Annotated in this window: 24 protein-coding genes; 3 read left to right on the top strand and 21 right to left on the bottom strand. The window is 67.8% G+C overall.

The features are described 5' to 3' along the window. Positions 1-46: 46 nt before the first annotated feature. Positions 47-1369: a lysine N(6)-hydroxylase/L-ornithine N(5)-oxygenase family protein gene (locus ACU6XJ_RS15775; protein ID WP_476311681.1), complete on the bottom strand. Its 1323-nt coding sequence runs from the start codon at positions 1367-1369 to the stop codon at positions 47-49. Between the two features lie 152 nt (positions 1370-1521). Between ACU6XJ_RS15775 and ACU6XJ_RS15770 the strand changes: the two genes are divergently transcribed. Further along, the gene (locus tag ACU6XJ_RS15770; protein WP_476314042.1) at positions 1522-2469 is read left to right on the top strand and encodes a methionyl-tRNA formyltransferase; all 948 of its coding nucleotides are present in this window, start codon (positions 1522-1524) and stop codon (positions 2467-2469) included. A gap of 22 nt (positions 2470-2491) precedes the next feature. Here ACU6XJ_RS15770 and ACU6XJ_RS15765 read toward each other — a convergent pair whose 3' ends face one another. The 4 genes from ACU6XJ_RS15765 to ACU6XJ_RS15750 are packed head-to-tail and all read right to left on the bottom strand — an operon-like array spanning position 2492 to position 5774. Next, on the bottom strand, positions 2492-3304 hold the full coding sequence (locus ACU6XJ_RS15765; protein ID WP_476311678.1) for a siderophore-interacting protein: 813 nt from the start codon (positions 3302-3304) through the stop codon (positions 2492-2494). Positions 3305-3363: 59 nt separating this feature from the next. After that, complete coding sequence (locus tag ACU6XJ_RS15760) at positions 3364-3924, bottom strand: GNAT family N-acetyltransferase (protein ID WP_476311676.1); 561 nt, start codon at positions 3922-3924, stop codon at positions 3364-3366. Positions 3925-3931: 7 nt separating this feature from the next. Further along, on the bottom strand, positions 3932-4726 hold the full coding sequence (locus tag ACU6XJ_RS15755) for an ABC transporter ATP-binding protein (protein WP_476311673.1): 795 nt from the start codon (positions 4724-4726) through the stop codon (positions 3932-3934). Positions 4727-4745: 19 nt separating this feature from the next. Next, positions 4746-5774 carry an urease accessory protein UreH domain-containing protein gene (locus ACU6XJ_RS15750; RefSeq protein WP_476311671.1) on the bottom strand — a complete coding sequence of 343 codons (1029 nt, stop codon included), beginning with the start codon at positions 5772-5774 and terminating at the stop codon, positions 4746-4748. A gap of 279 nt (positions 5775-6053) precedes the next feature. Between ACU6XJ_RS15750 and ACU6XJ_RS15745 the strand changes: the two genes are divergently transcribed. Next, positions 6054-7220 carry a macrolide family glycosyltransferase gene (locus ACU6XJ_RS15745; RefSeq protein WP_476311668.1) on the top strand — a complete coding sequence of 389 codons (1167 nt, stop codon included), beginning with the start codon at positions 6054-6056 and terminating at the stop codon, positions 7218-7220. A gap of 7 nt (positions 7221-7227) precedes the next feature. On the opposite strand, the gene ACU6XJ_RS15740 is transcribed toward ACU6XJ_RS15745, so the two are convergent. Together ACU6XJ_RS15740 and ACU6XJ_RS15735 are read right to left on the bottom strand one after the other, a co-directional pair. After that, positions 7228-7989: an EI24 domain-containing protein gene (locus ACU6XJ_RS15740; protein ID WP_476311665.1), complete on the bottom strand. Its 762-nt coding sequence runs from the start codon at positions 7987-7989 to the stop codon at positions 7228-7230. A 1197-nt stretch (positions 7990-9186) separates the two neighbouring features. Then, positions 9187-10800 (bottom strand): HNH endonuclease, encoded by a 1614-nt coding sequence (locus tag ACU6XJ_RS15735; RefSeq protein ID WP_476311662.1) that lies wholly within the window; start codon positions 10798-10800, stop codon positions 9187-9189. Between the two features lie 509 nt (positions 10801-11309). On the opposite strand from ACU6XJ_RS15735, the gene ACU6XJ_RS15730 reads away from it, so the two are divergent. Beyond that, positions 11310-12314, top strand: a complete 1005-nt coding sequence (locus ACU6XJ_RS15730) for an o-succinylbenzoate synthase (protein WP_476314040.1) — start codon at positions 11310-11312, stop codon at positions 12312-12314. Here the strand turns inward: ACU6XJ_RS15730 and ACU6XJ_RS15725 are convergent. The 14 genes from ACU6XJ_RS15725 to ACU6XJ_RS15660 all read right to left on the bottom strand — a co-directional run bounded on the left by ACU6XJ_RS15725 (position 12311) and on the right by ACU6XJ_RS15660 (position 23241). Then, entirely contained in the window at positions 12311-13690 is a 1380-nt protein-coding gene (locus tag ACU6XJ_RS15725) for an acetyl-CoA carboxylase biotin carboxylase subunit (RefSeq protein WP_476314038.1), read from the bottom strand. The genes ACU6XJ_RS15730 and ACU6XJ_RS15725 overlap by 4 nt on opposite strands. Then, complete coding sequence (accB, locus tag ACU6XJ_RS15720) at positions 13690-14205, bottom strand: acetyl-CoA carboxylase biotin carboxyl carrier protein (protein WP_476311660.1); 516 nt, start codon at positions 14203-14205, stop codon at positions 13690-13692. The genes ACU6XJ_RS15725 and accB overlap by 1 nt, the downstream gene beginning before the upstream one ends. Next, positions 14202-15899 carry an acetyl-CoA carboxylase carboxyl transferase subunit alpha gene (accA, locus tag ACU6XJ_RS15715; RefSeq protein WP_476311658.1) on the bottom strand — a complete coding sequence of 566 codons (1698 nt, stop codon included), beginning with the start codon at positions 15897-15899 and terminating at the stop codon, positions 14202-14204. Before accA ends, accB begins: the two co-directional genes overlap by 4 nt. A 72-nt stretch (positions 15900-15971) precedes the next feature. After that, entirely contained in the window at positions 15972-16277 is a 306-nt protein-coding gene (locus tag ACU6XJ_RS15710) for an antibiotic biosynthesis monooxygenase family protein (protein ID WP_476311655.1), read from the bottom strand. Next, positions 16274-16612 carry an antibiotic biosynthesis monooxygenase family protein gene (locus ACU6XJ_RS15705; RefSeq protein ID WP_476311653.1) on the bottom strand — a complete coding sequence of 113 codons (339 nt, stop codon included), beginning with the start codon at positions 16610-16612 and terminating at the stop codon, positions 16274-16276. The genes ACU6XJ_RS15710 and ACU6XJ_RS15705 overlap by 4 nt, the downstream gene beginning before the upstream one ends. Then, a complete protein-coding gene (locus ACU6XJ_RS15700) occupies positions 16612-17364 on the bottom strand; it encodes an SDR family NAD(P)-dependent oxidoreductase (protein ID WP_476311651.1) in 753 nt (250 codons plus the stop codon). Before ACU6XJ_RS15700 ends, ACU6XJ_RS15705 begins: the two co-directional genes overlap by 1 nt. 10 nt (positions 17365-17374) lie before the next feature. After that, positions 17375-17845 carry an anthrone oxygenase family protein gene (locus tag ACU6XJ_RS15695; RefSeq protein WP_476311648.1) on the bottom strand — a complete coding sequence of 157 codons (471 nt, stop codon included), beginning with the start codon at positions 17843-17845 and terminating at the stop codon, positions 17375-17377. Positions 17846-17865: 20 nt separating this feature from the next. Next, positions 17866-18324, bottom strand: a complete 459-nt coding sequence (locus ACU6XJ_RS15690) for an SRPBCC family protein (protein WP_476311645.1) — start codon at positions 18322-18324, stop codon at positions 17866-17868. A 1-nt stretch (position 18325) separates the two neighbouring features. Beyond that, the gene (locus ACU6XJ_RS15685) at positions 18326-18598 is read right to left on the bottom strand and encodes an acyl carrier protein (RefSeq protein ID WP_476311643.1); all 273 of its coding nucleotides are present in this window, start codon (positions 18596-18598) and stop codon (positions 18326-18328) included. A gap of 9 nt (positions 18599-18607) precedes the next feature. Next, positions 18608-19831: a ketosynthase chain-length factor gene (locus tag ACU6XJ_RS15680; protein ID WP_476311641.1), complete on the bottom strand. Its 1224-nt coding sequence runs from the start codon at positions 19829-19831 to the stop codon at positions 18608-18610. Further along, positions 19828-20292 (bottom strand): cupin domain-containing protein, encoded by a 465-nt coding sequence (locus ACU6XJ_RS15675; RefSeq protein ID WP_476311639.1) that lies wholly within the window; start codon positions 20290-20292, stop codon positions 19828-19830. The genes ACU6XJ_RS15680 and ACU6XJ_RS15675 overlap by 4 nt, the downstream gene beginning before the upstream one ends. Next, a complete protein-coding gene (locus ACU6XJ_RS15670; RefSeq protein ID WP_476311637.1) occupies positions 20289-20624 on the bottom strand; it encodes a TcmI family type II polyketide cyclase in 336 nt (111 codons plus the stop codon). Before ACU6XJ_RS15670 ends, ACU6XJ_RS15675 begins: the two co-directional genes overlap by 4 nt. Positions 20625-20700: 76 nt before the next feature. Next, positions 20701-21495 (bottom strand): hypothetical protein, encoded by a 795-nt coding sequence (locus ACU6XJ_RS15665; RefSeq protein ID WP_476311636.1) that lies wholly within the window; start codon positions 21493-21495, stop codon positions 20701-20703. A 108-nt stretch (positions 21496-21603) separates the two neighbouring features. Beyond that, on the bottom strand, positions 21604-23241 hold the full coding sequence (locus ACU6XJ_RS15660; protein WP_476311634.1) for an FAD-dependent monooxygenase: 1638 nt from the start codon (positions 23239-23241) through the stop codon (positions 21604-21606). Between the last annotated feature and the right edge of the window lie 18 nt (positions 23242-23259).

The raw sequence follows: 23259 nt of genomic DNA, 5'->3' as shown, positions 1-23259 counted from the left end.
GGCCCCCTTCCAGGCGGGAGTCGAGGATCACGCCGTCAGTATGTCGTCAGCCGGTGGTGACGTAGCGGGGCTGAGCGGGCACCGAGGTGCGGCGCCGGGCGGTGACGGACTCCAGGATCTCGCCGACCCGCACCGCGGTGTTGGACAGCAGCGAGGACGTGATGCCGTGGCTGTGCTCGGTCGGACCCTGCAGGTACACCCCGCAGCGCAGCGTCGGCGATGTCCGCACCCGGTAGTCCCGGTCGATCAGCGGCCTGCCGCGCTCATCGCGCGGGCAGAGGCCTGCCAACTCCCCGAGCAGCGCGAGCGGGTCGCCGGATCGGTAGCCGGTCGCGTACACCACCACGTCCGCGGACAGCACCTCGGTGGAACCGTCCACAAGGGACTCGACAGTGACGTCGATGCCGCCGGGGCGCTCGGCCAGTTCGGCGATCCTGGAGACGTTGAGCATGCGCAGCCGCTCGACGCCCAGGACCTTCTCCTGGTAGACGCGGCGGTAGAGGTCGGCGATCAGGTCCTGGTCGACCACGGAGTAGTTGGTGTTGCCGTGGTAGTCGACCAGGCGCTGCTTGGTCTCCGCCGGGGCCTGGAAGAAGTCGTCGACGGCCGCCGGGTCGAAGATCCGGTTGGCGAACGAAGAGTCGTCGGCGGGGCTGTAGCCGTAGCGCGCGAACACCGCGCACACCTGCGCGGAGGGGTACTCGCGGTGCAGGTAGGCGGTCACCTCGGCGGCGCTCTGCCCGGCGCCGACCACCACGAACCTGGTGGGCTCGCCGGTGACCTCGGGCACCCTGTGCAGCAGGTCTTTGTTGTGCCAGATGCGCCGTCCCGGTTCGACGCCCGCGGGCAGGTTGGGCACCAGACCGGTGCCGAAGACCACGTTGCGGGCCCGGTAGGTGTTGTCGGCGGTCACCACGTCGAAGAACTCGATCGCATTGCCGCGGTGGACGGGGCGGACCTCGACGACCTCCCGGTCGTAGGCGACCAGGTCGTCAACCTGCGCGGCGGCCCACTCCAGGTAATCGTGGAATTCGATGCGGAGCGGGAAAAGGTTCTTGTGGTTGATGAAGTCGATCAACCGGTTCTTGCTGTGCAGGTAGGACAGGAAGCTGAACTCGCTCGTCGGATTGCGCAGGGTGACAAGGTCTTTCAGGAAGGAGACCTGCATCGTCGCGTCATCGATGAGCATTCCCCGATGCCAGCCGAACTGATTCTGGCGCTCCAGGAAAACTGCCGTTGTGACATTCTCCACGTCGGATTTGCGGTTCTGCTCGGCAATCGCGATCGCCAATGCCAGATTCGACGGCCCAAAACCGATACCCACCAGGTCATAGACCGGAACGTCGTCGTCCAAGAGTTCCTGTGACATACCGTCCCCATCATCGCGGCGCGGCCGCTTGCTCGACGTAGGCAACCCTAACCTAAATTGCATCTAATGTAGGTAACACTAACCTAACTTCCACTAGCCTGATCTCTGGCGTGAGCACCGTCGCAGAGAACATGAAAGAGAGGGCACAACAGATGCGGGTCGTGATGTTCGGCTACCAGACCTGGGGTCACCGCACGTTGCAGGCGTTGCTGGACTCGGAACACGAGGTCGTGCTGGTGGTCACCCACCCCAAGAGCGACCACGCGTACGAGCGGATCTGGAGCGACTCGGTCGCGGATCTGGCGGCGGCACACGGGGTTCCGGTGCTCATCCGCAACCGGCCGGACGACGAGGAGCTGATGGTCCGGCTGAAGGACGCGGAGCCGGATGTGATCGTGGCGACCAACTGGCGGACCTGGATCCCGCCGCAGATCTTCAACCTGCCCAAGCACGGCACGCTGAACGTGCACGACTCGCTGCTGCCGAAGTACGCGGGCTTCTCGCCGCTGATCTGGGCGCTCATCAACGGCGAGAAGGAGGTCGGGGTGACCGCGCACATGATGGATGACACGCTCGACGCGGGCGACATCGTGTTGCAGCGGGCGGTTCCGGTGTCCGACATCGACACCACGAAGGATCTGTTCCACAAGACGCTCGAGCTGTTCGGACCGATCACTGTGGACGGTCTGGCGCTGATCGCCAGTGGCCGCACGGACTGGGTGCCGCAGGACCGGTCGCAGGCCAGCTTCTTCCACAAGCGGTCCGATGAGGACTGCCGGATCGACTGGACGTGGCCGGCCGAGGACCTGGCGCGGCTGGTCCGGGCGCAGTGCGATCCGTATCCGAACGCCTTTACGTTCCACAAAGGACAGCGCATTCAGATCACCAAGGCGTCCGTATCGGCGGGTCGGTACGGCGGCACGCCGGGACGCATCTTCTACCGCGAGGGCACCGGGGTGGCGATCGTGGCGGGCGCCGACGCGCGGTTCGGCCGCAACCACGGGCTGCTCATCGAGCGGGTGCGCACCGAGGACGGCACGGAGTACGACGGCACCGAGTACTTCCGCTCGATGGGCGGGTACCTGACCTCGCATCCTTGAGGCATCAAGGCGAGGGCCAGGGTCACACCTGGCTCTCGCCGAACCGCCAGTAGCCGGAGAAGTAGATCGACTTCTTATCGATGCCGCGGTCGGCGACGAGGTGCCTGCGCACGCCCTGCACCATGGACGACTCGCCCGCCACCCAGCAGTACGGCAGGCCGGGCGGGAACTCGGCCTCGCGGATAGCGTCCAGCAGCGCGCAGCTTTCGCCGGGCTCGGTGCCGCGGCGGTGCACCCAGTTGAGCTCGACCTCGCCGAAGGTGTCCAGGCGCTGCTCATCGGCAGGGCCGCCCACCTCGATGAACACCTTGGCGTGGATGCCCGGCGCCAGCGACTCCACGATCGCGCCGATGGCGGGCAGCGCGGTCTCGTCGCCCGCGATCAGCTGCCAGTCCGCGGCCACCGGGTCGTAGGCGGAGGCCGGACCCCAGATGCCGACGTGGTCGCCGGGTTTGGCGCGGGCGGCCCAGGCGGAGGCGGGGCCGTTGTCGCCGTGCAGCACGAAGTCGACGTCAAGCTCGCCGAGTTCGGGGCGCTGCCTGCGGACGGTGTAGGTGCGGTAGACGGCGCGGACGTCGGCAGGCATGTCCCGCCACTGGAGCCACCACTTCTCACCGGTCGGGTAGATCGGCTCGTCCTGGCCTTGGAGCGGGAAGAACAGTTTGATCCGCTGGTCGGGTCCGGCGCCGATCCAGTCGAGCAGGCCTTCGCCCGCGAAGGTGACCCGCGCGAGGTGCGGCGTGAGGCGCTGGACCTGCTTCACCCGCGCCCGGAAGTGCCGGATCGGCGCCTCCAACTGGCGGGCCCTGGGTGGCAGAACGTTCGTCGGCGACACCACACCTCCTCCAACCGGTTAGAAAGTTAGCCTACCCTAATGTGAGCGGGTCTAATCGTCTACACGCATTCGGGAACGTCTTCGTCACGTCTGGGCCGGACCATCAGCGCGGCGCGCTTTCCCGGCAGGTCGATGTCGGCAGCGTGACGGAATCCGGCTTTGGCGAACGCCCGCACCGAGGCCGGGTTGGCCAAACTGGGCTCGGCGACCACGCGCCTGCACAGCGGGTCCGCGTCGAGCAGGCCTTGGGCGAGTACCCGCAGCAGTTCGCTACCCCACCCACGGCCGGTGGAACTCGGGTCCCCGACGGCGATGTGGACGCCGAGATCGTTCTGATCGTGGTCGTAGCACGGTGCCAACACGTCGTGGATTACCCGGTAGATCTCCAGGTATGCGACCGGTCTGCCGTCCCGCTCGACCAGGTAGGGGTGGGAATGCACACCGGCGAGTTGGCTGTGCAGTTCCCGGTGCCACGCGTCCCGGTCCCAGGCCTGATGCCACTGCTCGGCGATGTGCGGGGCGTTCATCCATCGGTGGATCAGGTCGAGGTCGTCGTCTGCGGGCATCGCGAAGCGGATTCGCCACGGTGCGGGCAGAAGGGGTAACGGTGGGGGCGCCACGGCTTCCTCAAGCCGCGGTCAGGGCGCCGATCGGAACGACCAGCGGCGTGCCAACCACGGGGTCGGGGATCACCTTGGCGCGCAGGCCGAAGACCTCGGCGATCAACTCCTCGGTGAGCACCTCGGCCGGTGGGCCCTCGGTGACGATGCGGCCTTCGCGCATGGCGACCAGGCGGTCGGCGTAGCGGGCGGCGAGGTTCAGGTCGTGCAGCACCATCACCACGGTGCGACCCAGGTCGCGGTTCAACCTGCCGACCAGTTCCAGCACGTCGACCTGGTGAGCGAGGTCGAGGTACGTGGTCGGCTCGTCCAGCAGGAGCAGGTCGGTGCCCTGGGCCAGCGCCATGGAGATCCAGGCGCGTTGGCGCTGCCCGCCGGAAAGCTCCTCCACCGGCCGGTCGGACAGGTCGGTCATATCGGTCATGGCCAGCGCCTGGGCCACGGCCGCCTCGTCCTCCGGCGAAAACTGGCGGAACCAGCGCTGGTGCGGGTGCCTGCCGCGGGCGACCAGGTCGGCGACCAGCAGTCCCTCCGGTGCCTGCGGAGCCTGCGGCAGCAGTCCGAGCACCTGGGCGACCTCGCGGGTGGGCAGCCGGTCGATGGCCTTGCCGTCCAACAACACCGTCCCGGCGACGGGCGCGAGCAGCCTGCCCAGGGCACGCAGCAGGGTGGACTTGCCGCAGCCGTTGGGGCCGATCACGGCGGTCACGGTGTTGTCCAGCACGTCCAGGTCCAGCCCCTCGACCACGACCCGGTCGCCATAGGCGAGGCGGAGGTCGGTGGCCCGCAGCCGTGGGTTCATGGCGTCACGGTAACCCGCCTCAGCGGACCGTGATGGTGCCGGTGTACATGCCCATCGCGCAGGTGAACCCGATTTCGCCGGGTTCGAGCAGGCCGAGGTCGATGCGGGTCTCGCCTGCCACAGGGAGCACCTCGTCGATGTTGCGGGACGGGATCTCGAAGGCCCGTTCGCAGCCGGTGGCCTTCTCGGAGCGGATCACCAGCGTGGTGGGTACGCCCGCGGTGGCCTGGATGCGGTCTGGGCGGTAGCCGGAGCGGGCGACGATCTCCACCGTCTGGCGTCCGTCCACGACGGAGGCCATGGCGGTGGTGCCGGTGACGCCGCGGGTCAGCTTGCTGGCGGCGAGCGGGGAGCCCGCGACCTCCAGGCCGGAGTTCACGGTGTAGAGGCCGACCAGGACGAGCACGACGCCGGTGATGGCGGCGAGCCTGCCGCGCAGGACCAGCGCGGCGCGGCGGGCGGTGTAGCCGAGCAGGCCGAACACCGGTGCGGTGCCGAGCACGAAGACCGCCATGGCCAAGGCGCCCTGCCATACCGATCCGGAGGCCAGCGCGAGGGCTTCGACCGACAGCGTCACGCCGCAGGGCAGCAGCACGGTGGCCACCCCGAGCACGGTCGGGGCGACCACTGTGGACGATCCGCTGCGGTCTCGGGCCGCTCGGAGCCAGGAGGCAGGCGGCGCGATGGTGATGCGGCGGAACCCGCGGACGCCGAGTTGGGCCAAGCCCAGTGCCACGATCAACGCACCGGCCGCGAGTTGCAGGCCTACCCTGGCCTGGGTGGACAGCGAGACGACGCTGCCGAGGCCGCCGAGCAGGGCGCCCAGTGCGGTGTGGGAGACGAGCTTTCCCAGCAGGAAGCCCGCGACGGGTTTGAGGTCGTCGGTGACCCGCACGGCGGTCGCGGTGGCAGCTGGGCTGTCACAGCAGCCGGGTTCGGGGTCGGGCACCTGGCGGGTGATCACGCCCGCCAGCAGGCCTCCCTGCACGGCGGCGCAGGAGATCCCGCCCGCCATAAGTCCGGTGAGCAGTACGGCGACGAGGTCCACTACGGGCCTCCTTCGTCATTGGATGCGGATTGCCGTCCGTCCCCCGGCAGCAAAACCAGAGGTGCTGACAACGTTGACGCACCCGTCTTTCCAGGCTCCAGAAGTTGATCACCGTGGTCAACGACGCTTATCGAATGGAAACCTGTTCGGTGGACATCCGGAACCGCCAAAGTCGTGAAGCGATGCCTTTCGGGGCGGTGTGACCAAGGGCGCCTTGACCTCAAGCAAGCTTGAGGGAGCAAGATCGGGCTAGAACGGAAATCGCTTACAGGGGGAGCCATGGGCAAACACATCGCCGTGTTCAACATCCCGGGTCACGGGCACGTCAACCCGACGCTGGGCACGGTCAAGGAGCTGGTCCGGCGTGGCCACCGCGTCACCTACGCCATCTCCGAGGAGTTCACGGAGGTGGTGACGGCGGCGGGCGCGGAGCCGGTCATCTACACCACGCAGGCGCCGCGGAAGCCGCCGAGCGACCTCACGCAGGAAGACATCAGGTCGATGCTGCCGAGGATGCTGCTGGAGGCCCTACAGGAGACGTTCCCGCAGGTGGAGAAGGCCTACGCGGACGACCGCCCGGACCTGATCTGCTTCGACTTCTTCAGCTGGCCGGGCAGGCTGCTTGCCGAGAAGTGGGGCATCCCCGCGGTGCAGCTGTGGCCGAGCTTCGCCGCGCACGAAGACTTCGAGTACGGCGAGGAGAAGCCCTGGGGCCCTGGTGACCAAGGGTATGACGAGTACGCGGCGTCGTTCAGCCGGTTCCTGGCCGAGCACGGCCTGCCGGACCGTGAACCGGAGCCGGTGAGCCCCTCCGAGCACAACGTGATCATGGTGCCGAGGAGCTTCCACCTCAAGCAGGAGATCTACGACGACCGCTACACCTTCGTCGGCCCGTGTCTGCGGGAGGAGAAGCCCACGGAGACGTGGCAGCCGAAGACCGACAACCCCACGCTGTACGTCTCCCTGGGCACCGCCTTCAACGTGCGGCCGGACTTCTACCGCGCGTGCATCGAGGCGTTCACCGGCCTCGACTGGAATGTGCTGATCTCCATCGGCACTTCGGTGGACGCTGCCGAGCTTGGTGAGCTGCCCGCGAACGTCGAGGTCCAGCAGTACGTTCCGCAGCTGGCGGTGCTCGAACACACCGATGTGTTCATCACGCATGCGGGGATGGGCAGCACGATGGAAGGCCTGCGGGCCGGTGTCCCGCTGATCGCGGTGCCGCAGATGGTGGAACAGGCCATGACCGCGGGGCGGCTGGAGGAACTGGGCTTCGGCAAGCACATCGCGCCGGAAGACGTCACGGCGGAAGTCCTGCGCGAAGCGGTGCTGAGCATCCATGCCGACACCGAGCTCAAGGCCAGGGTGGCGAAGTTCGCGGCGGAGGTCCGCGCGATGGACGGCCCGAAGCTGGCAGCGGACAAAATCGAATCGGTACTCGGCTGATGCCGATTCAGGCGACGGGCGGCTGCACGCGCAGCCGCTCGTTCGCCAGCAGCGTGCCGCCCGCGACGGCAGCAGGCATGACGACAATGGCGGCCAGCGGGATGAGGAACAGTAGGTAGACCGGCACGGCGAACCCCAGCGTCCGCATCCGGCAGCCCTTCAGGACGCGGTGCCGGTCCCGCAGCTTCAGGCCGCGGCGCACAAACGGGACGCCGACGACCTCCAAGGCGAGAATCCAGGCGTTCACGCACACCGCGATCACCGGGATGGCCGTCTGGCCGACGACGGGGATGAAGCCCGCCGCGAAGAGCGGGATGGCCAGTACAATGGAGGTGCTGACGAGGAGAATCGAGTCGCGGAGGCCGATGAGGAACATCCTCGTCCAGGACGGCGACGTGTCCGGTCCGCCACCGATGGAGTCCTCCACCTTCTCGGCGATGTACTCGTAGAACGGGCCGCCGATCAGCAGCGTGACGGCGGTGTAGGCGATGAGCCCGACGGCCAAGCCGCCCAGGAACACCAGTACCCCGCCCAGGACGCGGGTGGCCTGTCGCAGTCCCTCGGACCAGTTGTCGGCGAAGGGGGTTGCCCAGGCGGCTATGTCGCCTGCGTAGATGCCTAGGCTCACGATGGCGGTGATGAGCAGGGCTGTGGTGATGACTGCTGGGATGGCGCCAATCAGCAGCAGCTTTGGGGTGCGGAACACGATTCCGAAGCCGCGGCCCAGTGTTCGGGTTCCGGCGGCGAACTCTCCCAGGGGGTTGGGCACGGGGGGTACCCTAGCTGCTGCTTCTGCTGGGGGTTTGGGGCGGTCTGGTTTTCTTTTGGTTCTTCTGGTGTTTGGGGTTTGGGGGTTTTTTGTTTTCTTTTTTGGGTGGGGGTGGGTGGGTTTTGTCGCCAGGTTGGGGGGTGCCTGCGAGGTTTTTTGATGATTTTATGTGGGGCCCCTAGCGGTGGTGCGGAGGGGCTTTTCCGGGGCAGGCTTCGCATGCCCCTCTCGCGGGCGAGCTTAGCACCACCGCTCCCCCCACAGAAAATCATCAAAAAACCTCGCAAGAAATGTCGTGGCTCCACACTGGCGATTACTTGTATGGGAGTGATTGGGGGCTCCTTTTGGGCGCTGATTCGTGGTGTGGCCTCCGGCCTGTGAGATGGCGTTCATGGGGATTGGCTTGCGCGGTGTTGATTTGCCGATGAGGCCTCGAAGGGGCGTTGGGTTGTCAGCGGCCGCTTTGGGGCGTCGGGGCTGTCAGGAGTTCCTTGAGAGGTCGCGTTGTCAGGAGTCGCCTTGAGGCGTCGCGTCGTGAGGGATCGCCTGGAGAAGTCGCATTGTCAGCGGACGCCTGAGGCGTCGCGCTGCCAGGGTTCCCTGGAGACGTCGCGCTGTCGGGACTCGCCTTGAAGGGTCCGTTGTGAGGAGCTGCCTGAGGCGTCGCGTTGTCAGATCGCCTTGAGATGTTGCGTTGTGAGGGATCGCCTGGAGAAGTTGCGTCGTCAGCGGGCGCCTGGGGCGTCGTGTTGCCAGGGATTCCCTGTGAAACGTCGCGCTGTCAGGAGTCGCCTCGAAGCGTCCGTTGTGAGGAGCTGCCTGCGGCATAGCGTTGTCAGAGATCGCCTTGAGAAGTTGGGTTCTCAGAGATCGCCTTGAGATGTTGCGTTGTGAGGGCTCCCTTGTGGCCTCGACTTGTCGGCCATCGTCTTGATGTGGTGCGTTGTCAGGAGTGGCCGTTTCTTGAGGTGGCGTCTTATCGAGTGGGTACCTCTCGGCCCAACCTACGGCAAGGTGGTGTCGGGGTGGCCACGTCCGCTCTCCGCCTTCCGCGACGCGGGCTCAGCCGGCCGGGCGCAGAAAGGGTGGGCAGTCCTTCTGCGACTTCGGGGATTTGAGTTGCACATTGAGGACCTTGGGCCGCCGTGGTTAGACGCGCGGCGGTGGAAGGGAGACGGTGGATTAGACGCGGGCGGGTTAGAAGGGAGGCGGGCCATCGCTCTCGCCTGGGGTGATGTGGTTGGGGTGCGTTGGGGTACGAGTGGGTTGCCAGCCGCCGGTTATGGGGTGGGCTGGTTGTCGTGTGCGTCGCGCGGTGACGGCGTTGCTGGGAGTTGGCGGGCGGGAGACTGCTTTCGGCGTCGGGGGGCGGGAGGTTGTTTTGGGTGTGAGGTGTCGGGTCTTTTCTGGAGGTCGGTTCGGGATGAGGGGGGATTTACGGTCTGCCGGAGGATTGGCGTCTGTCGGAGGATTGGCGTCTACCGATGGATGGACATCTGCGGGTGGGTAGGAGCCCGTGGGTGGGTGAGGGCTTGTGGGTGGGTGGTTGTGAGTGGGGGTGTGGTCTAGGAGTGGTTGGGGGTGGATTGTGTAGGTGCGGCCTGCGGGGCTTGTCCACTTCAGGGTGCCGGGTTCGGGTTGGGTTGCCTTCCAACCGCCTCGGTGTTTGGTGTGGTGGTGGCGGGCGCACATGGGGGCCAGGTTGGCGTGGCTGGTTTCGCCGCCTTGGCTGTATTCGTGGGTGTGGTCCAGCTCCATTCCCTTGCTGCGGGCTTTGCGGGGGCAGCCGGGGAAAACGCAGCGGGGGTTGCGGGTTTTGACGAAGCGGGTTAGTTCTCGGCCGGGGCGGTAGGTCTTTTGTTGGAGGGGGAGGGCTATTCCGGCGTCGTCTACCAATATGCGCTTGTAGACCACGGTGTCGCGGTGGGTTTCGATGATCTGGCGCATCACAGAGGCGGGGAGCATGCTGCCGTCGGCCAGCTCTACCGGGACGTTGTCTGCTCCGATCAGTGTGGTGAAGGGTGTGATGATGTGGAGTACCGCTGTGGTGGATGCGGCTAGTTCTTGGGTGCGTTCGTCCAGGTTTCCGGTTAGCAGGCCTAGGGCTACCGCAGAGCGGAGTTGGTCGAGGGTTCGGGTGTCGCCGTCGCGTTTTACGGCTCGGGCGATCTTGTCTACTCGGTCGTCGGCTGCCGATATCTTCTCCGTTGCGCCTCCGATGATGTAGTTGGCGAAGCCGTCTTCGCCGGGTTTCTTGGATGCGTAGGTGTCGCGACGGCGTCGCTCGGCACGCTCCTCGCAGCCCGCAGGGTCGACCCGCGCCACGGTGCGGCGCAGGATGCTGGCGAGTTGCTGCGCGGTACGTCCCGGCGCCTTGACGAGCGCTTCCTGCTCGACCTTGGCCCGAACCTCCGGCGACAGCACCGAGGTCGCGTTGGCGATGGCGTAGGCGTGGCCGGTGTCGATCACGCCTTCTTTCAACGCCGCGTGCGTTGCGGGCAGATCGCCGCACATCGTCAACGCATCGCTCAACACGCGATCAGCAGCGCGGGGAGACAACTTGGCAGCAGCCGCAATCTCGCTGTCGCAGAACGAGCCCCAAGAGGTCTCGGGCTCATGCTCGCGGATCTTCCACAACCGCATGGCGGCTTCCCACTCGACAGCCCGAGCAAAAGCCTGCAATCGCCGAGCCTGCACCAACAAGGTCAAAGCCTCGTCAGCATCAGCCGCAGAAATATCCGCACCAAGCGCAGCCTCAAACGCCTCGCCCACCGCAGCGGGAGAGAAGGAGGGAGACTGTGCAGTGCTCATACATCCCATGGTATCGAACAGAAGTTCTAAAAGAATCAATCAAACGGGTGGATGGATAGGACGCAAAGTTACCCAACGCTACCAAAAGCCCGATCGGCAACACAATCCGCCGCACACACAATCGCACCCCAACAGCCAGGAACAACAAGCGTTAAGCTGCCACAATCAGCGCACGCCCACCCCACCCACCAGCCAACGCCAACCAGCCACAAACAACGCAGACCCAGCCCGCCACACGAAGGCACACCCAGCCCCTACCAGTAACGCACACCCAACCGACCACAAATAACGCACACCGCCAACCGACGCAGCAGAACAGGCGGGCTGGAATTCGTTGTTTTACATGGGGTGGCGGCACCGCTAAGCTCGCCGCGAGGAAGGGCATGCGAAGCCTGCCCGGTAAAGCCCTTCCGCGGTGCCGTAGGGGCCCCATGTCAAACAACGAATTCCACCAAACCCAAAAGAAAACATATAAGCCAAGCCACCAGCCTTCATCACACACTCAACACATAAACTCCCCACCCAAGCCCTCAAACACACATAACTCACCCACCACCCCCACCAAGAAAGAACCCATGCACCTCTATCAGATCCCCATGAAAACCAAATTCCGAGGCATAACCCAAAGAGAAGGAATCCTAATACAAGGCCCAAAAGGCTGGGGCGACTTCTGCCCCTTCGACAACTATAACGACCCCGAATCCAAACACTGGCTGAACACAGCAAGAGAAGCATCAGAAACAGGCTGGCCGCAACCAATACGAACCCGGATCGAGATAAACTGCACAATCCCCGCCGTATCCCCTGAAAAGGCACAACAAATAACCAAAGCGTCCAACTGTCAAACAGCAAAGATCAAGATAGCCGACCACGAGCACTCACTACCAGAAGACCTGGAACGAGTAGCCGCAGTCCGAGACGCCCTAGGCCCCCAAGGCAAAATCCGAATAGACGCCAACGCCCGCTGGACAGTCGACACCGCAGTAGACCACATCCGCCAACTGGACCGAGCCGCAGGCGGCCTCGAGTACGTAGAACAACCTTGCCCCACGATCGAAGAACTGGCCGCAGTCCGCAAACGAGTCAACGTCAGGATCGCCGCAGACGAATCGATCCGCCGCGCCGAAGACCCCCTGAAAGTCGCCGTAGCAGGCGCCGCCGACATCGCCGTGATCAAGTGCACCCCGCTAGGCGGCGTACGCCGAGCACTCCAGGTCGCCGAAGCGTGCGGCCTCCCCTGCGTAGTCTCCTCCGCACTCGAAACCAGCGTAGGCCTGGCCGCTCAACTAGCCCTGGCAGGCGCCCTCCCCGAACTGGACTTCGCCTGCGGCCTGGGCACAATCGCACTCTTCGAAGGCGACGTGGTGCGATCCCCGTACCACCCGATCAACGGCTTCCTGGACGTACCGCGAACTCCGCCCGCACCGGACGAGGCGCTGCTGGCGGAGTTCGCGATGCCAGAACCACGAGCGACGTGGTGGCGCGAGCGGCTGGCCAGGGTGATGGCGCTCTAAGCGCTCCGAGGCGCCTCCGCACGTTCCACCATGAACCCGTCCAGCCACGACGTGGTGTGCTCACAGCGCCGGAACCTCTCATCCGCCATGACCTCACGCACCAGGTCGTTCGTCGTGCGCACCCCACGTCCCGACACCCGCATCTCCCCCAGCGCCCGGTCCATCCGGTCCAAAGCCTGGTCGCGGGTCGGCGCCCAGGTGATCACCTTCGCCAGCAGCGAGTCGTACTCGGTGGGCACCCGCCAGCCGGGGTAGGCGTGGGTGTCCACCCGCACGAACGGCCCGCCCGGCGGCACGAACTCCGCCAGCTCACCAGGCGCGGGAGCGAAGTTGCGGTCCGGGTCCTCCGCGTTGACGCGCACCTCGACGGCCGCACCACGGGGCACGATGTCCTGCTGGCGCACCGACAGCGGCAAACCCGCGGCCACCCGGATCTGTTCGCGGACGAGGTCCACGCCGGTCATCATCTCCGTCACCGGGTGCTCCACCTGGATGCGGCAGTTCACCTCCATGAACGCGAATTCCTCGCCGTACACCAGGAACTCGAAGGTGCCCGCCCCCAGGTAACCGACCGCCCGTGCGCCGTCCACCGACACCTGGGCCATGCGGTCCAGCAGGGAGCGGGGTAGGCCGAAGGCGGGGCTCTCCTCGATCAGCTTCTGGTGCCTGCGTTGGATCGAGCAGTCGCGTTCGCCGAGGTGGATCACGTTGCCGTGGGTGTCCGCCAGGATCTGGATCTCCACGTGCCGCGCGTTCTGGGCGAAGCGCTCCAGGTAGACGCGGCCGTCGCCGAAGGTGGCCTGGGCGGTGGCGCGGGTGGTGCGGAATTTGGGCACCAGGTCGCGCGGGTCGTGCACCACCGACATGCCGCGGCCGCCGCCGCCCGCCGCGGCCTTGATGATCAGCGGGAAGCCGATGCGGTTGGCCTGCTCGACCACCTCGCCTACGCCCTGCACGGGGTCGAGGGTGCCGGGGAGCACCGGCAGGCCTGCCTCCAGCATGATCTTGCGCGCCGACACCTTGTCGCCGAGGTTGACCATCACCTCCGGGGCGGGGCCGATGAACACCAGGCCGTTCTGGGCGCAGATTTCGGCGAAGTCGGGGTCTTCCGACAGGAAGCCGTAACCGGGGTGGACGGCTTGGGCGCCGGTGCGCAGCGCGGCCTCGATGACGGCGGGCGCGTAGAGGTAGCTCTGCTTGGACGCGCCGGGGCCGATCTGGACCGCCTCGTCCGCGGCGCGGACCGCCGCCGAGTCGCGGTCCGATGTGGAGTGGACCACGACCGTGCGGATGCCCATCTCCCGGCAGGTGCGGATGACGCGCAGCGCGATCTCCCCGCGGTTGGCGATGAGGATCTTGTCGAACAGGGGCTTCATCACGAACCGTCTTCCGCGCCGAGCGTCTCGATGACGATCAGCGGCTGGCCGTACTCCACCGGCTCGGCGTCGCCGACCAGCACCGCGACCACCCGGCCCGCGACGTCGGCCTCCACCGGGTTCATCAACTTCATGGCCTCGACGATGCCGATCTGCTGCCCCGCCGCGACCAGGTCGCCGACCTCGACGAACGGACGGGCGCCGGGTTCCGGGGCGCGGTAGAACGTCCCCACCAGGGGGGCGATCACCTGATGCCCAGGGGCCGTGGTGTCCACAGGGGACTCCACGGTGGGGACGGTCGTGACCGACACGACCTGGTGTTCCGCGGTAGGCCACTCGATGTCCAGGCCCGCCTCGCCGCAGCGGAGGCTGACCTTGCTGGGTGCCTGCCGCGCCGTGCGGAGGACCTCGGCCAGGCCGCGGCACAGCGCGGTCAGCTTGTCCTCCGCGCTCTCCTCGTGGTGTCCGTTGCTGAAGTGCCCGACCTCGAACAGGCCGACTTTGGCCGCGCTCATGAGCCCTCTCCATTACTCGTGCCGTCCAGCAGACCGAACCGCCGGAAACGCAGGCGGCGGTCGTTGATCAAGTCTTCTGCGCTGTGCCGTCGCAGGTCGCGCAGCGCGCAGATCACCGCGTTGCGCACGGTCACGCTCGCGGGGTACGGGTCGGTGTGCGCCCCGCCCGGAGGCTCGGGCACCACACCGTCGACGATGCCCAGTTCCAGCAGCGACTTGGCGTCGATGCGCAGCGCGCTCGCGGCCTGTGCCGCCGCCGCCGGCTCCTTCCAGAGGATCGCCGCGCAGCCCTCGGGGCTGATCACCGAGTACATCGCGTTGGCGCACAGCAGCACCCGGTTGGCCACGCCCAGCGCGAGCGCGCCGCCGCTGCCGCCCTCACCGGTGATCACGCTGACCACCGGCACCGGCAAGGTGCCCATGGTGCGGATGCACTCCGCGATGGCGATCGCCTGCCCGGTGCGCTCGGCCTCCAGGCCGGGGTAGGCGCCGGGGGTGTCGATCAGCGTCACGATGGGCAGCCGGAGCTTGGCGGCCAGCCGCATCAGGCGCTCCGCCTTGCGGTACCCGGCGGGTGTGGGCATGCCGAACCGGCGCTTGATCAGCGACGCCGTGTCGTGGCCCTTCTGGTGGCCGATCACCATCACCGGCAGGCCGTCCAGGTTGCCGATGCCGCCGATCAGCGCCGGGTCCTCGGCGCCGAGCCGGTCGCCGCGTAGTTCCACGAAGCTGTCCAGCCAGTTCATCAGGTGGTCGGAGGTGGTCGGCCGGTCCAGGTGGCGGGCCAGCCGGATCACGTCGGTGACCGGCTTGGCGGGCACCTCCGCCGAGTCGGTCAGCACCGGGTCCGTCTCGGTCATCCCCCAGTCGGGCTTGCCCTGCGCGGTGCCCGCGAGCAGCGCGCCGATGGTGTGCGGCAGTTCGGCGCGGGCCCGCACATCGTCGATCAAGCCGTGCTCCAGCAGGAACTCCGCGGTCTGGAAGCCCTCGGGCAGCCGCTCGCGTACGGTCTGCTCGATCACCCGCGGCCCGGCGAAGCCCATCCGCGCGCCGGGCTCGGCGATGATCACGTCCGAGAGCGTGGCGTAGGACGCGGCCACACCGCCGTAGGTGGGGTCGGTGACCAGGGTGATGGTCAGCAGCCCCGCCTCGTCCAGCGCGGCCATGGCGTTGGACGTCTTGGCCATCTGCATGAGCGACAGGGCGCCCTCCTGCATGCGGGCCCCGCCGGAGGCGGTCACAATCAGCAGCGGGAGGCCGTCGGCCAGCGCGGCCTCGGCCGCCGTGGTGATGGCCTCACCGGCGGCGACGCCGAGGCTGCCGCCGAGGAAGCGGAAGTCCATGGCCGCCACCACGACCGGGTTGTCCTTGATGCGGGCCCGCACCACCAGCACCGCGTCGGCCAGCCCTGTCGCCGCGCGTGCCTTGGCCAGGCGCTGCGGGTAGGGCCGCTGGTCGACGAAGCCCAGCGGGTCGTGCAGGGTCGGCGCGATCTCCACCGGCACGGCGGAGTCGGCGTCCAGCAGCGCGAGCAGGCGCTGCGGCGCGGTCAGCGCGGCGTGCCACCCGCAGTCCGGGCAGATCCGGCCGCCACGTTCGAACCGCCGCTGGTAGACGACGGTGCGGCAGGACGGACAGGCCAGCCAGTCGGGCTCGGTCACCGCGCTCGTGGCGCGATCCAGTGTGCTCGTCATCAAGGACTCCCCACAGTGATGTATTGGTGGGGCGAGTGCGGCGCCCTCCGCCGCACTCACCCCGAACCGCCATCAGTAGGCGGCGTCGACCTCGTAGATCCCGAACGGGCGCTGCATGCGCTCGTCGCGGTAGGGCCGCAGCGGCGCGGTGTCCTGGCGGTGGTCGGCCCCTTCCTCCCAGCGCTGGAACGCCGCGAGGTCGGCCCACCGGCTGACCACCACCCACCCCAGCGGGTCGTGGATGTGCCGCAGCAGTTCGTTGCCGAGCTGTCCGGGCACCTGCGCGAGCCGCTTGCTGATCAGCTCGTATGCCGCCCGCACGCCCTCGGCGTTGTCCGTGGCGTGATAGATGATCACGCGGACTTCACCCACGCTCATGACACGGCAGCCCGCGCCGCACCTTCGAGGTGGGCAACCACGGTCATGGTCGTCATGGACCCGCCGGAGCGGTACGGGTGCAGCTTCTTGCGGTGCTCCAGGTGCCCGTCGGAGTGCTCGAACTCGCGGAACCGCGGCTCGTCCACCCAGTCGCTGACGATGTAGTAGATGCTCTCGCCCTCACCCTCTGGGCCGTCCACCCCTCGGGAGAGCCACTGGCCGAGGTTGGCGGGGTGCGAGGTGACCGAGTCACCGATCGCCAGCCACGCCTTCTCGAACTCGGACTCCATACCGGGCTTGATCTCCATGCGCAGGGTCACGCGGAAGACGCTCATCAGGAGATACCTCCGTCGACGTGCAGCAGCGCACCGGTCACGTACGCCGAGAGGGGGCTGATCAGGAACAGCACCGCGCCGCCGATCTCGTCGGGCTGCCCGAGGCGGCCCAGCGCGGTCTTCTGGCCGTAGCGGGCGCGCATCGCGTCGCGCTGCTCGGCGGGCATGGCGTCCATGGCCTCGGTCTCGATGACCCCGGGGGCCAGCACGTTGACGCGGATGCCGCGCGGTCCAAGCTCCTTGGCCAGCGACTTGGACAGGCCGACGACCGCGGCCTTGGTCGCGGTGTAGTGCGCTCGCAGCGGGATGCCGACCTCGGCCACCTTGGAGCCGATGTTGACGATGGAGGCGCCCTCGCCCAGCAGCGGCAGCGCCTGCTGGATCACCAGGTGGGTGGCGGTGAGGTTGACGTTGATGATCCGCTGCCACTCCTCGAGCGGAAGCTCCGCGTAGGGGATGTGGCTGATGACGCCCGCGTTGTTGACGATGCCGTCGAGGCTGCCGAACTTGTCCTTGACCTCGCCGATCAGCGTGGTGATCTGCGCGGGGTCGGCGATGTCGGCGCGCACCAGGTGGTGCTGTCCGCCGATCTCCTTGAGCTCCCGCTCCAGCGAGGCGACGGCCTCGGACTCGTTGCGGTAGCAGGTGATCACGTTGACGCCGGCCTTCGCCAGCGACAACACGACGCCCCGACCGACGCCCCTGGTGCCGCCGGTCACGAGGACCTTGGCACCCTTCAGTTGCAGCTCCATTGGTTTCTCCTTAGACGTTCAGCACGAGCGCCAACGCCGCGCAGTTGAGCAGCAGCGCCGACACCGTGAGCGCGGTGCGAATTCGGTTCCATAGGCCCCACGAAGGGCGTGGGTCCTGATCGGGGAAATCGGCGGGCAGGTTGTCCGGGTCCAGCGTCTGCACCCACTTGTTCACCGGCACGTTCTTCACGATCGAGATCGCCACGGTGATCAACCCCAGTACCACCGCGGTGCCGTAGAGCCCCTGCTCCGCGGTGCTGTCCGCGGCGAAGGCCAGCACCGCGTCACCGAGCACGGTGCCCACCAGGCAGGCGGGCATGAACGGGTCGTAGCGGGTGGCGAAGAACGCGTGGGCGTGCACGTACCGGTCGTCCGGCAGTGCGACCAGCAGCGGCCAGCCCCCCAGCTGCGTCCCCATCAGCACCCCGGCGGCCAGGCCGTTGGCCAGCAGCACCACCGGGACGACGATCATCTCCAGCATCGGTTTGCCACCCGCTCCGCTCAGACCTTGGCCAGGGCCGCGGCCTCGACCTTGTCCTTGATCAGCTGCATCTGCACCGCGGTGTTGGTGTTGAGCCGCTGGGTCATGCCCGCGTCGTCCAGCGGGGCCTGCGGCTTCATCTCGAAGTCCTGCACCCAGCGCATGCGGACGCCGTCGGCCTCCTGGGTGTACTCCCAGAACAGGAACATGTACTTGAAGACTCCGGTCTCCACGCGGGCCGAGCGGACCGTGCGGGACGCCGGGTCGGGCGTGCGCTCGGAGACCCAGCTCCAGACCTTGCCGTTCTCGTCGGGGTGCAGCGCGAGGCGGAAGCGGATGCTCTCGCCACGCCGCTCGACGATCTCGGCGACGGAGTACTCGCTGAACAGCGTCGTCCAGGACTCGATGTCATTGGTCATGTCCCAGACCAGGTCCATCGGCGCGTTGATGACGATCGAGTTGTCGGTGTGTCCGGACATGTCAGGCCGCCGATCCGGCCTTGGCGGCCTGTAGCTGGACGTTGATGAACGCGATGGCCTCGGCAGGCGTGGTCATGTGCTGCGGAGCGTCGTCCGGCATCGGCACCTTGTACTCGCGCTGCACCCGGCTGGCGAGCTCCAGCAGCGCCAGCGAGTCGTAGCCGAGGTCGATGAACTCGGTCTGCTCCACCGGCCCGTCCAGGTCGACCGCCTCGTCGACGCCCGCACAGGCGCTGAGAATCCGCTTCAGATCCTCGAAGGTGAACTCCTGCATTGCTTCCCCTCAGTTGTGTTGGTTGCCCTTGCCGAGCACGAGCGCGGCGGTGAACCCGCCGTAGCCGCGGGCCAGCACCAGCGCGGTGCGCAGCGGCCGCTCCCGCGGCGCGTCGGTGACCAGGTCGATGTCCACCCCGGCGGCCAGCTCGCGCACACCAGGGGTGTGCGGGATGACGTTGTCGCCCAAGGCGAGCAGCGCGGTGGCCACGTCCAGCGCGGCGCCGCCGCCGTAGAGCCGCCCGGTGAGCGACTTGGGTGCCGTCACCGGCACCCCGCGCGCGCCGAACACCGAGGTGATGGCCTGCGCCTCCGCGAGGTCCTCGGCGGGCACGCCCATGGCGTCGGCGAACACGACATCCACATCGGAGGCCGCGATTCCCGCGTCGGTCAGGGCCAGTTCGATGACCCTGCGCAGTGCAGGGGGCCGCTCGGAGCCGGGCGGCGGGTTGAAGCCCGCTGCGTAGCCCAGCACCGATCCGTAGGACCGGCCGCCCCTTTCGCGGACCGCGTCGGCCTCCTCGACGACCAGGATCGCGCCGCCCTCACCGGGTACGTAGCCGCTCGCCTGCGCGTCGAAGGGGATGAACGCCCGCTCGGGGTCCTCCGAAGTGGACAGTGCACGGGTGGACAGCTGCGCGACCAGCCCGTAGGGGCAGGACGCCGAGTCGGTGCCGCCGCTGACGACCAGCCGGGAGCCGGTGCGCAGCAGCCGCCGCGCCTGGCCGAGGGCGTCCAGCCCGCCCGCCTGCTCGCAGGAGATCACCCCGCAGGGCCCGCGCATCTCGTGCCGGATGGACACCTGGCCGGTGGTGGCCGCGTAGAACCAGGCGATCGACTGGTAGGCGCCGACATAGGACGGGCCGTTGCTCCAGAGCTGCTCGATTTCCTTCTGGCCGAACTCGGTGCCGCCGGACGAGCTCGCGGTCACCACGGCCATGTCGTATTCGGGCAGGTCCTTGGGGTCCACGCCCGCGTCGTCGAGTGCGACCTGCGCAGCCTGGAGCGCGAAGTGCGTCCAGCGGTCGGTCTGCGGGATGAGCCTGCGCGGCACCTCGTCCTTGGCGACGAACTCCGGGATCTCCCCGGCCAGCCGCACCGGGTACCGCGCCGGGTCGAACCGGGAGACGCGGCCGATACCGGTCTTGCCTGCCAGCACCGCCTCCCAGTGCGCGTCCTTGCCGATCCCGGTCGGGGCGATCACGCCCATCCCGGTGATCACGGAGGTGGTCATCGTCCGCCCACCTCGGGGTGCGGCGCGTCGGGGGCGACCAGTTCCTCGGTGTCGACGTGGCCCAGCTTCGGGTCCGGCGCCAGCGGCGAGAGGTGGAACACGCAGTGGCCCTCGACGTCGCCGACGTTGACCATGCGGTGCTTGACGCCGATGGGCACCAGCAGCGAGTCGCCGGGGCTCAGCCGGATCGGCTGGCCGTCCACCGTCATCTCGAACTCGCCCGCGACGACGTGCATGAACTCTTCGGAGTACGGGTGGTAGTGCTCGCTGACGTACTCGCCGGGGCCGAGCTTGAGCACGCCGCCGAAACCGGAGCAGGAGCCCGCGGTGCGGGGGCTCAGGGTGACTCGGATGTCACCGCCGCGTCGGGTGTTGGCGAAGATGTTGTCGACGTTGAACTTGAGCTGCCGCTCGGTGGTGTCCACCGACACCGGACCGGGAACCTGCTCCACTGCGGTCACAACACTCTCCCCTGCTCAGGTGTCCACACGTAAAACGGCGTGGCCATGGCGTCTTTTGGTTCTTTCCAGTTCGGGTCATACGGCGAGATGAATTCGCCGAGCTTTGTGTTGATGTCGGAATAGAGAGGATGGCTCCGGGCCTTGTACAGCCGGTCGCCGATGTCCTCTTCCGCTTCGACAAGATGGAAATACAAGTCATGGAAACGCAGCAGCGTGCGCCGCGAAACACCGATCATATGCGGCAGATCGGTGGAGTCCGACTCGGCGAAAATCCCAGCAACCGAGTCGGCATCGTGCGCCTTCATATGCGCCACAATCAAAGTTCGATGCACTTCGACCTCCGCAGGCAGCCGGAGTTGGCTGTTGTTGGCAACACTGCCAACTCGGCCTAGAAGAGCACTCGAAGTGTCATGGATTGCTTTTTCGGGAAAGCGGATACACGCAGATGAGATGGTTCGCGCCCGAACTCCGGCCGAACACCAGGCGGAGGTCTTGGCCCAGGTGGTGGGCGGTGCAGGTGGCCTGCTGGGCGAGCCCGACGATGGTGTCGCAGTCCAGGCTGGGCGCGAAGCGGCGGCCGGGGCCGATGCGGTGGGACCGGGTTCCACCCGCCGCGGGGATGGTTTCGATGCGCTTGTCCGCGAGATCCCGCTCCGCTATCCGGAAATCGGCGGAGTCCACCGTGAACCGGTCCCAGAAAAGGCCGCGCCCGAGATCCTCCGGCAGCCCGAGACAGGACTGCACGGTGACCTCGGCGCTGTCCCTGCGCACGGTCACCACGGCGGAGGTGTCGAACGGGAGGAAGCGTTGCAGCCGAATCACCATGCGGTCGCCCGCGTCCGCGGTCCGCGCGGCGGTCGCGGCGAGCTCGGTGATGGCGTCCACACAGGACTGCCAGTTGAGGTTGAGCAGCGGAGGGCCGATCCGGCGGTCTCCGCCGGGCCGCACCAGCCAGCAGCTCAGCGTGGCGGTGCCCAGCAGCCGGGCGGCCACCGCCGCCAGCCAGCCCGCGGAGCGGTCGGCACCCGCGAATCGGGTGAGCATGCCGACGGTGCCGATCAGCACGAACGTCTGCGGCACGGTGAGCAGTTCGGCGGTCGCGGCCAGCGTGGAGAGCCCGATGCCCACCTGGCTCGCCGACGCGCACAGCGGATCGTGCAGTGGCAGCATGCGAACGGCCGCCTGGTACCCCTGGGAAGTCATGTCGCCCCTGTTCCCCGGCTCCGGCGGGCCGCGTTGCCCGTGCGGAGGTGTCAGGCGCGGCCACCCGGCGCTGGGGGAAGGAGCCGGGTGACCGCGCCTACGCAGCGGTCAGCTGGTACGTGCCAGCAGACCGGAGAGAACGGCCGTGACGCGCTCGGTCGCCTCGGCGGATGCCGCGGAGTCGACGCGCCAGGCCACCACCCCGTCGGGCCGAACCAGCAGCGCCCCGGCCGGTCCGGCGCCGGTGGCCTCGGCGAAGCGGCCCTTGACGTCGACCAGCGCGAGTTCGTCCTGGCTGCCCAGGTGGTAGGCCTCCAGGCTGATACCGAGGGACTTCGCCGCGTCCGTCGCGGCCTTGGCCCAGCCCTCGCCCTGCGGCCCGGCCAGCACCAGGAAGTGCCGCCCGATCAGGTCGAGGCTGGACAGCGACTCGCCCTTGCGCTCCAGCTCCAGGTGCGGCAGGCGGGTACCGGGCGTGCCGACCGGCCGGGTGCCCTCGTACGGCGGGGCGTCCTCGGATGCGGGCTCGGCGCCGGGCACGGCGGCCGAACGGTAGCGGTAACCGAAGATGAGGATCCGGTCGTCGAAGATCTTCTCCGCCAGCCCCTCGTCGCCGAGGAACTGGTGGCCCGCGCGCAGCAGCGCCTGGTCGACGGTCATCGCCGCGACCGGCCTGCGCTCGGTGTCATAGCTGTCCAGCAGGCCTTCCCCGGCGTGGCCGTTGATCACCGCGGCGAGCTTCCACGCCAGGTTGTGCGCGTCGTGCATGCCGGTGTTGGCACCGAAAGCACCCGCGGGCGGCATCACGTGGCCCGCGTCGCCCGCCAGGAACACCCGGCCCTCGCGGAAGCGGTCCGCGGTGTAGCCCGCGACCTCCCAGGGCAGTGCCTGGATGATCCGCGGCTGGAGGTCCGGCACGCCGACGGCCTTGCGGATGGCGCGGATGCAGCGCTGCTCGGTGTAGTCCTTGGCGGACTGGCCCTTGGCCGGGTCGAACGGGATGTGCAGCTGCCAGCGGTCGCCGGGGCCGTAGGAGATCTCGTCCACCGGGTTGAGCACCGCGCCCGCGGGCTCGTCGACGTGGCAGAGGAAGAACGTGCGGCCACGCAGCGGCTCGGAGAGGTCGGCCTCGAACAACACGTTCATGATGTGCGCCATGCCGCGCACGCCGTAGGTGGGGATGCCCAGGTTCTCGCGGATCACGCTGCGGCCGCCGTCGGCGGCGACCAGGTAGCGGGCCCGCACGGTGGAGGTCTCCCCGTCGACGGTGCGCAGGGCGGCGGTGATCCCGTCGCCGTCGTCGGTGTACTCGGTGAGCTCGACGCCGAAGCGGATGTCGGCGCCCAGTTCCACCGCGCGGGCCCGCAGGATCGGCTCCAGCCGGTGCTGCGCGCAGAGGCTGTAGGGGGCGGGGCTCAGGTCGGCGAATGCCACGTGCGACACCGCGAGGTGCTCGGGGTCGTAGCGGCCCTTCTCGGCGCCCGCGAGGCTCTCCGTCTTGAGCACGTCGCGGTAGGCGGCGGTGTCCGGGCCCGCGGCGTCGACCTGCTCCAGCAGGCCGACCTCGCCGAGCATCTCCATGGTGCGCGGGTTGTAGCCCCACGCCCTGGGGTGCTCGCCCATTTCCTTGCGGCGTTCCACCACGGTCGCCTTGACGCCGTGCCACGCCAGGAACATTGCGGTGGTCAGCCCGACCAGGCTGCCTCCGACGATCAATACCGGCACATTCTCATCCGGCTCGGGCATCACTGTCTCCCTCAGAAT

It is taken from the genome of Actinorectispora metalli (genome assembly GCF_056323685.1).
Note: the sequence above shows the minus strand (reverse complement) of the source record. Positions and strands in the feature narration are given on the sequence as shown.

Bases quoted from the DNA above. Each gene is read 5' to 3' on its own strand.
- ACU6XJ_RS15775 (WP_476311681.1), bottom strand. From the start codon at position 1,369: ATGTCACAGGAACTCTTGGACGACGACGTTCCGGTCTATGACCTGGTG.
- ACU6XJ_RS15770 (WP_476314042.1), top strand. From the start codon at position 1,522: ATGCGGGTCGTGATGTTCGGCTACCAGACCTGGGGTCACCGCACGTTG.
- ACU6XJ_RS15755 (WP_476311673.1), bottom strand. From the start codon at position 4,726: ATGAACCCACGGCTGCGGGCCACCGACCTCCGCCTCGCCTATGGCGAC.
- ACU6XJ_RS15745 (WP_476311668.1), top strand. From the start codon at position 6,054: ATGGGCAAACACATCGCCGTGTTCAACATCCCGGGTCACGGGCACGTC.
- ACU6XJ_RS15735 (WP_476311662.1), bottom strand. From the start codon at position 10,800: ATGAGCACTGCACAGTCTCCCTCCTTCTCTCCCGCTGCGGTGGGCGAG.
- ACU6XJ_RS15725 (WP_476314038.1), bottom strand. From the start codon at position 13,690: ATGAAGCCCCTGTTCGACAAGATCCTCATCGCCAACCGCGGGGAGATC.
- accB (WP_476311660.1), bottom strand. From the start codon at position 14,205: ATGAGCGCGGCCAAAGTCGGCCTGTTCGAGGTCGGGCACTTCAGCAAC.
- accA (WP_476311658.1), bottom strand. From the start codon at position 15,899: ATGACGAGCACACTGGATCGCGCCACGAGCGCGGTGACCGAGCCCGAC.
- ACU6XJ_RS15710 (WP_476311655.1), bottom strand. From the start codon at position 16,277: ATGAGCGTGGGTGAAGTCCGCGTGATCATCTATCACGCCACGGACAAC.
- ACU6XJ_RS15705 (WP_476311653.1), bottom strand. From the start codon at position 16,612: ATGAGCGTCTTCCGCGTGACCCTGCGCATGGAGATCAAGCCCGGTATG.
- ACU6XJ_RS15700 (WP_476311651.1), bottom strand. From the start codon at position 17,364: ATGGAGCTGCAACTGAAGGGTGCCAAGGTCCTCGTGACCGGCGGCACC.
- ACU6XJ_RS15695 (WP_476311648.1), bottom strand. From the start codon at position 17,845: ATGCTGGAGATGATCGTCGTCCCGGTGGTGCTGCTGGCCAACGGCCTG.
- ACU6XJ_RS15690 (WP_476311645.1), bottom strand. From the start codon at position 18,324: ATGTCCGGACACACCGACAACTCGATCGTCATCAACGCGCCGATGGAC.
- ACU6XJ_RS15685 (WP_476311643.1), bottom strand. From the start codon at position 18,598: ATGCAGGAGTTCACCTTCGAGGATCTGAAGCGGATTCTCAGCGCCTGT.
- ACU6XJ_RS15680 (WP_476311641.1), bottom strand. From the start codon at position 19,831: ATGACCACCTCCGTGATCACCGGGATGGGCGTGATCGCCCCGACCGGG.
- ACU6XJ_RS15665 (WP_476311636.1), bottom strand. From the start codon at position 21,495: ATGACTTCCCAGGGGTACCAGGCGGCCGTTCGCATGCTGCCACTGCAC.
- ACU6XJ_RS15660 (WP_476311634.1), bottom strand. From the start codon at position 23,241: ATGCCCGAGCCGGATGAGAATGTGCCGGTATTGATCGTCGGAGGCAGC.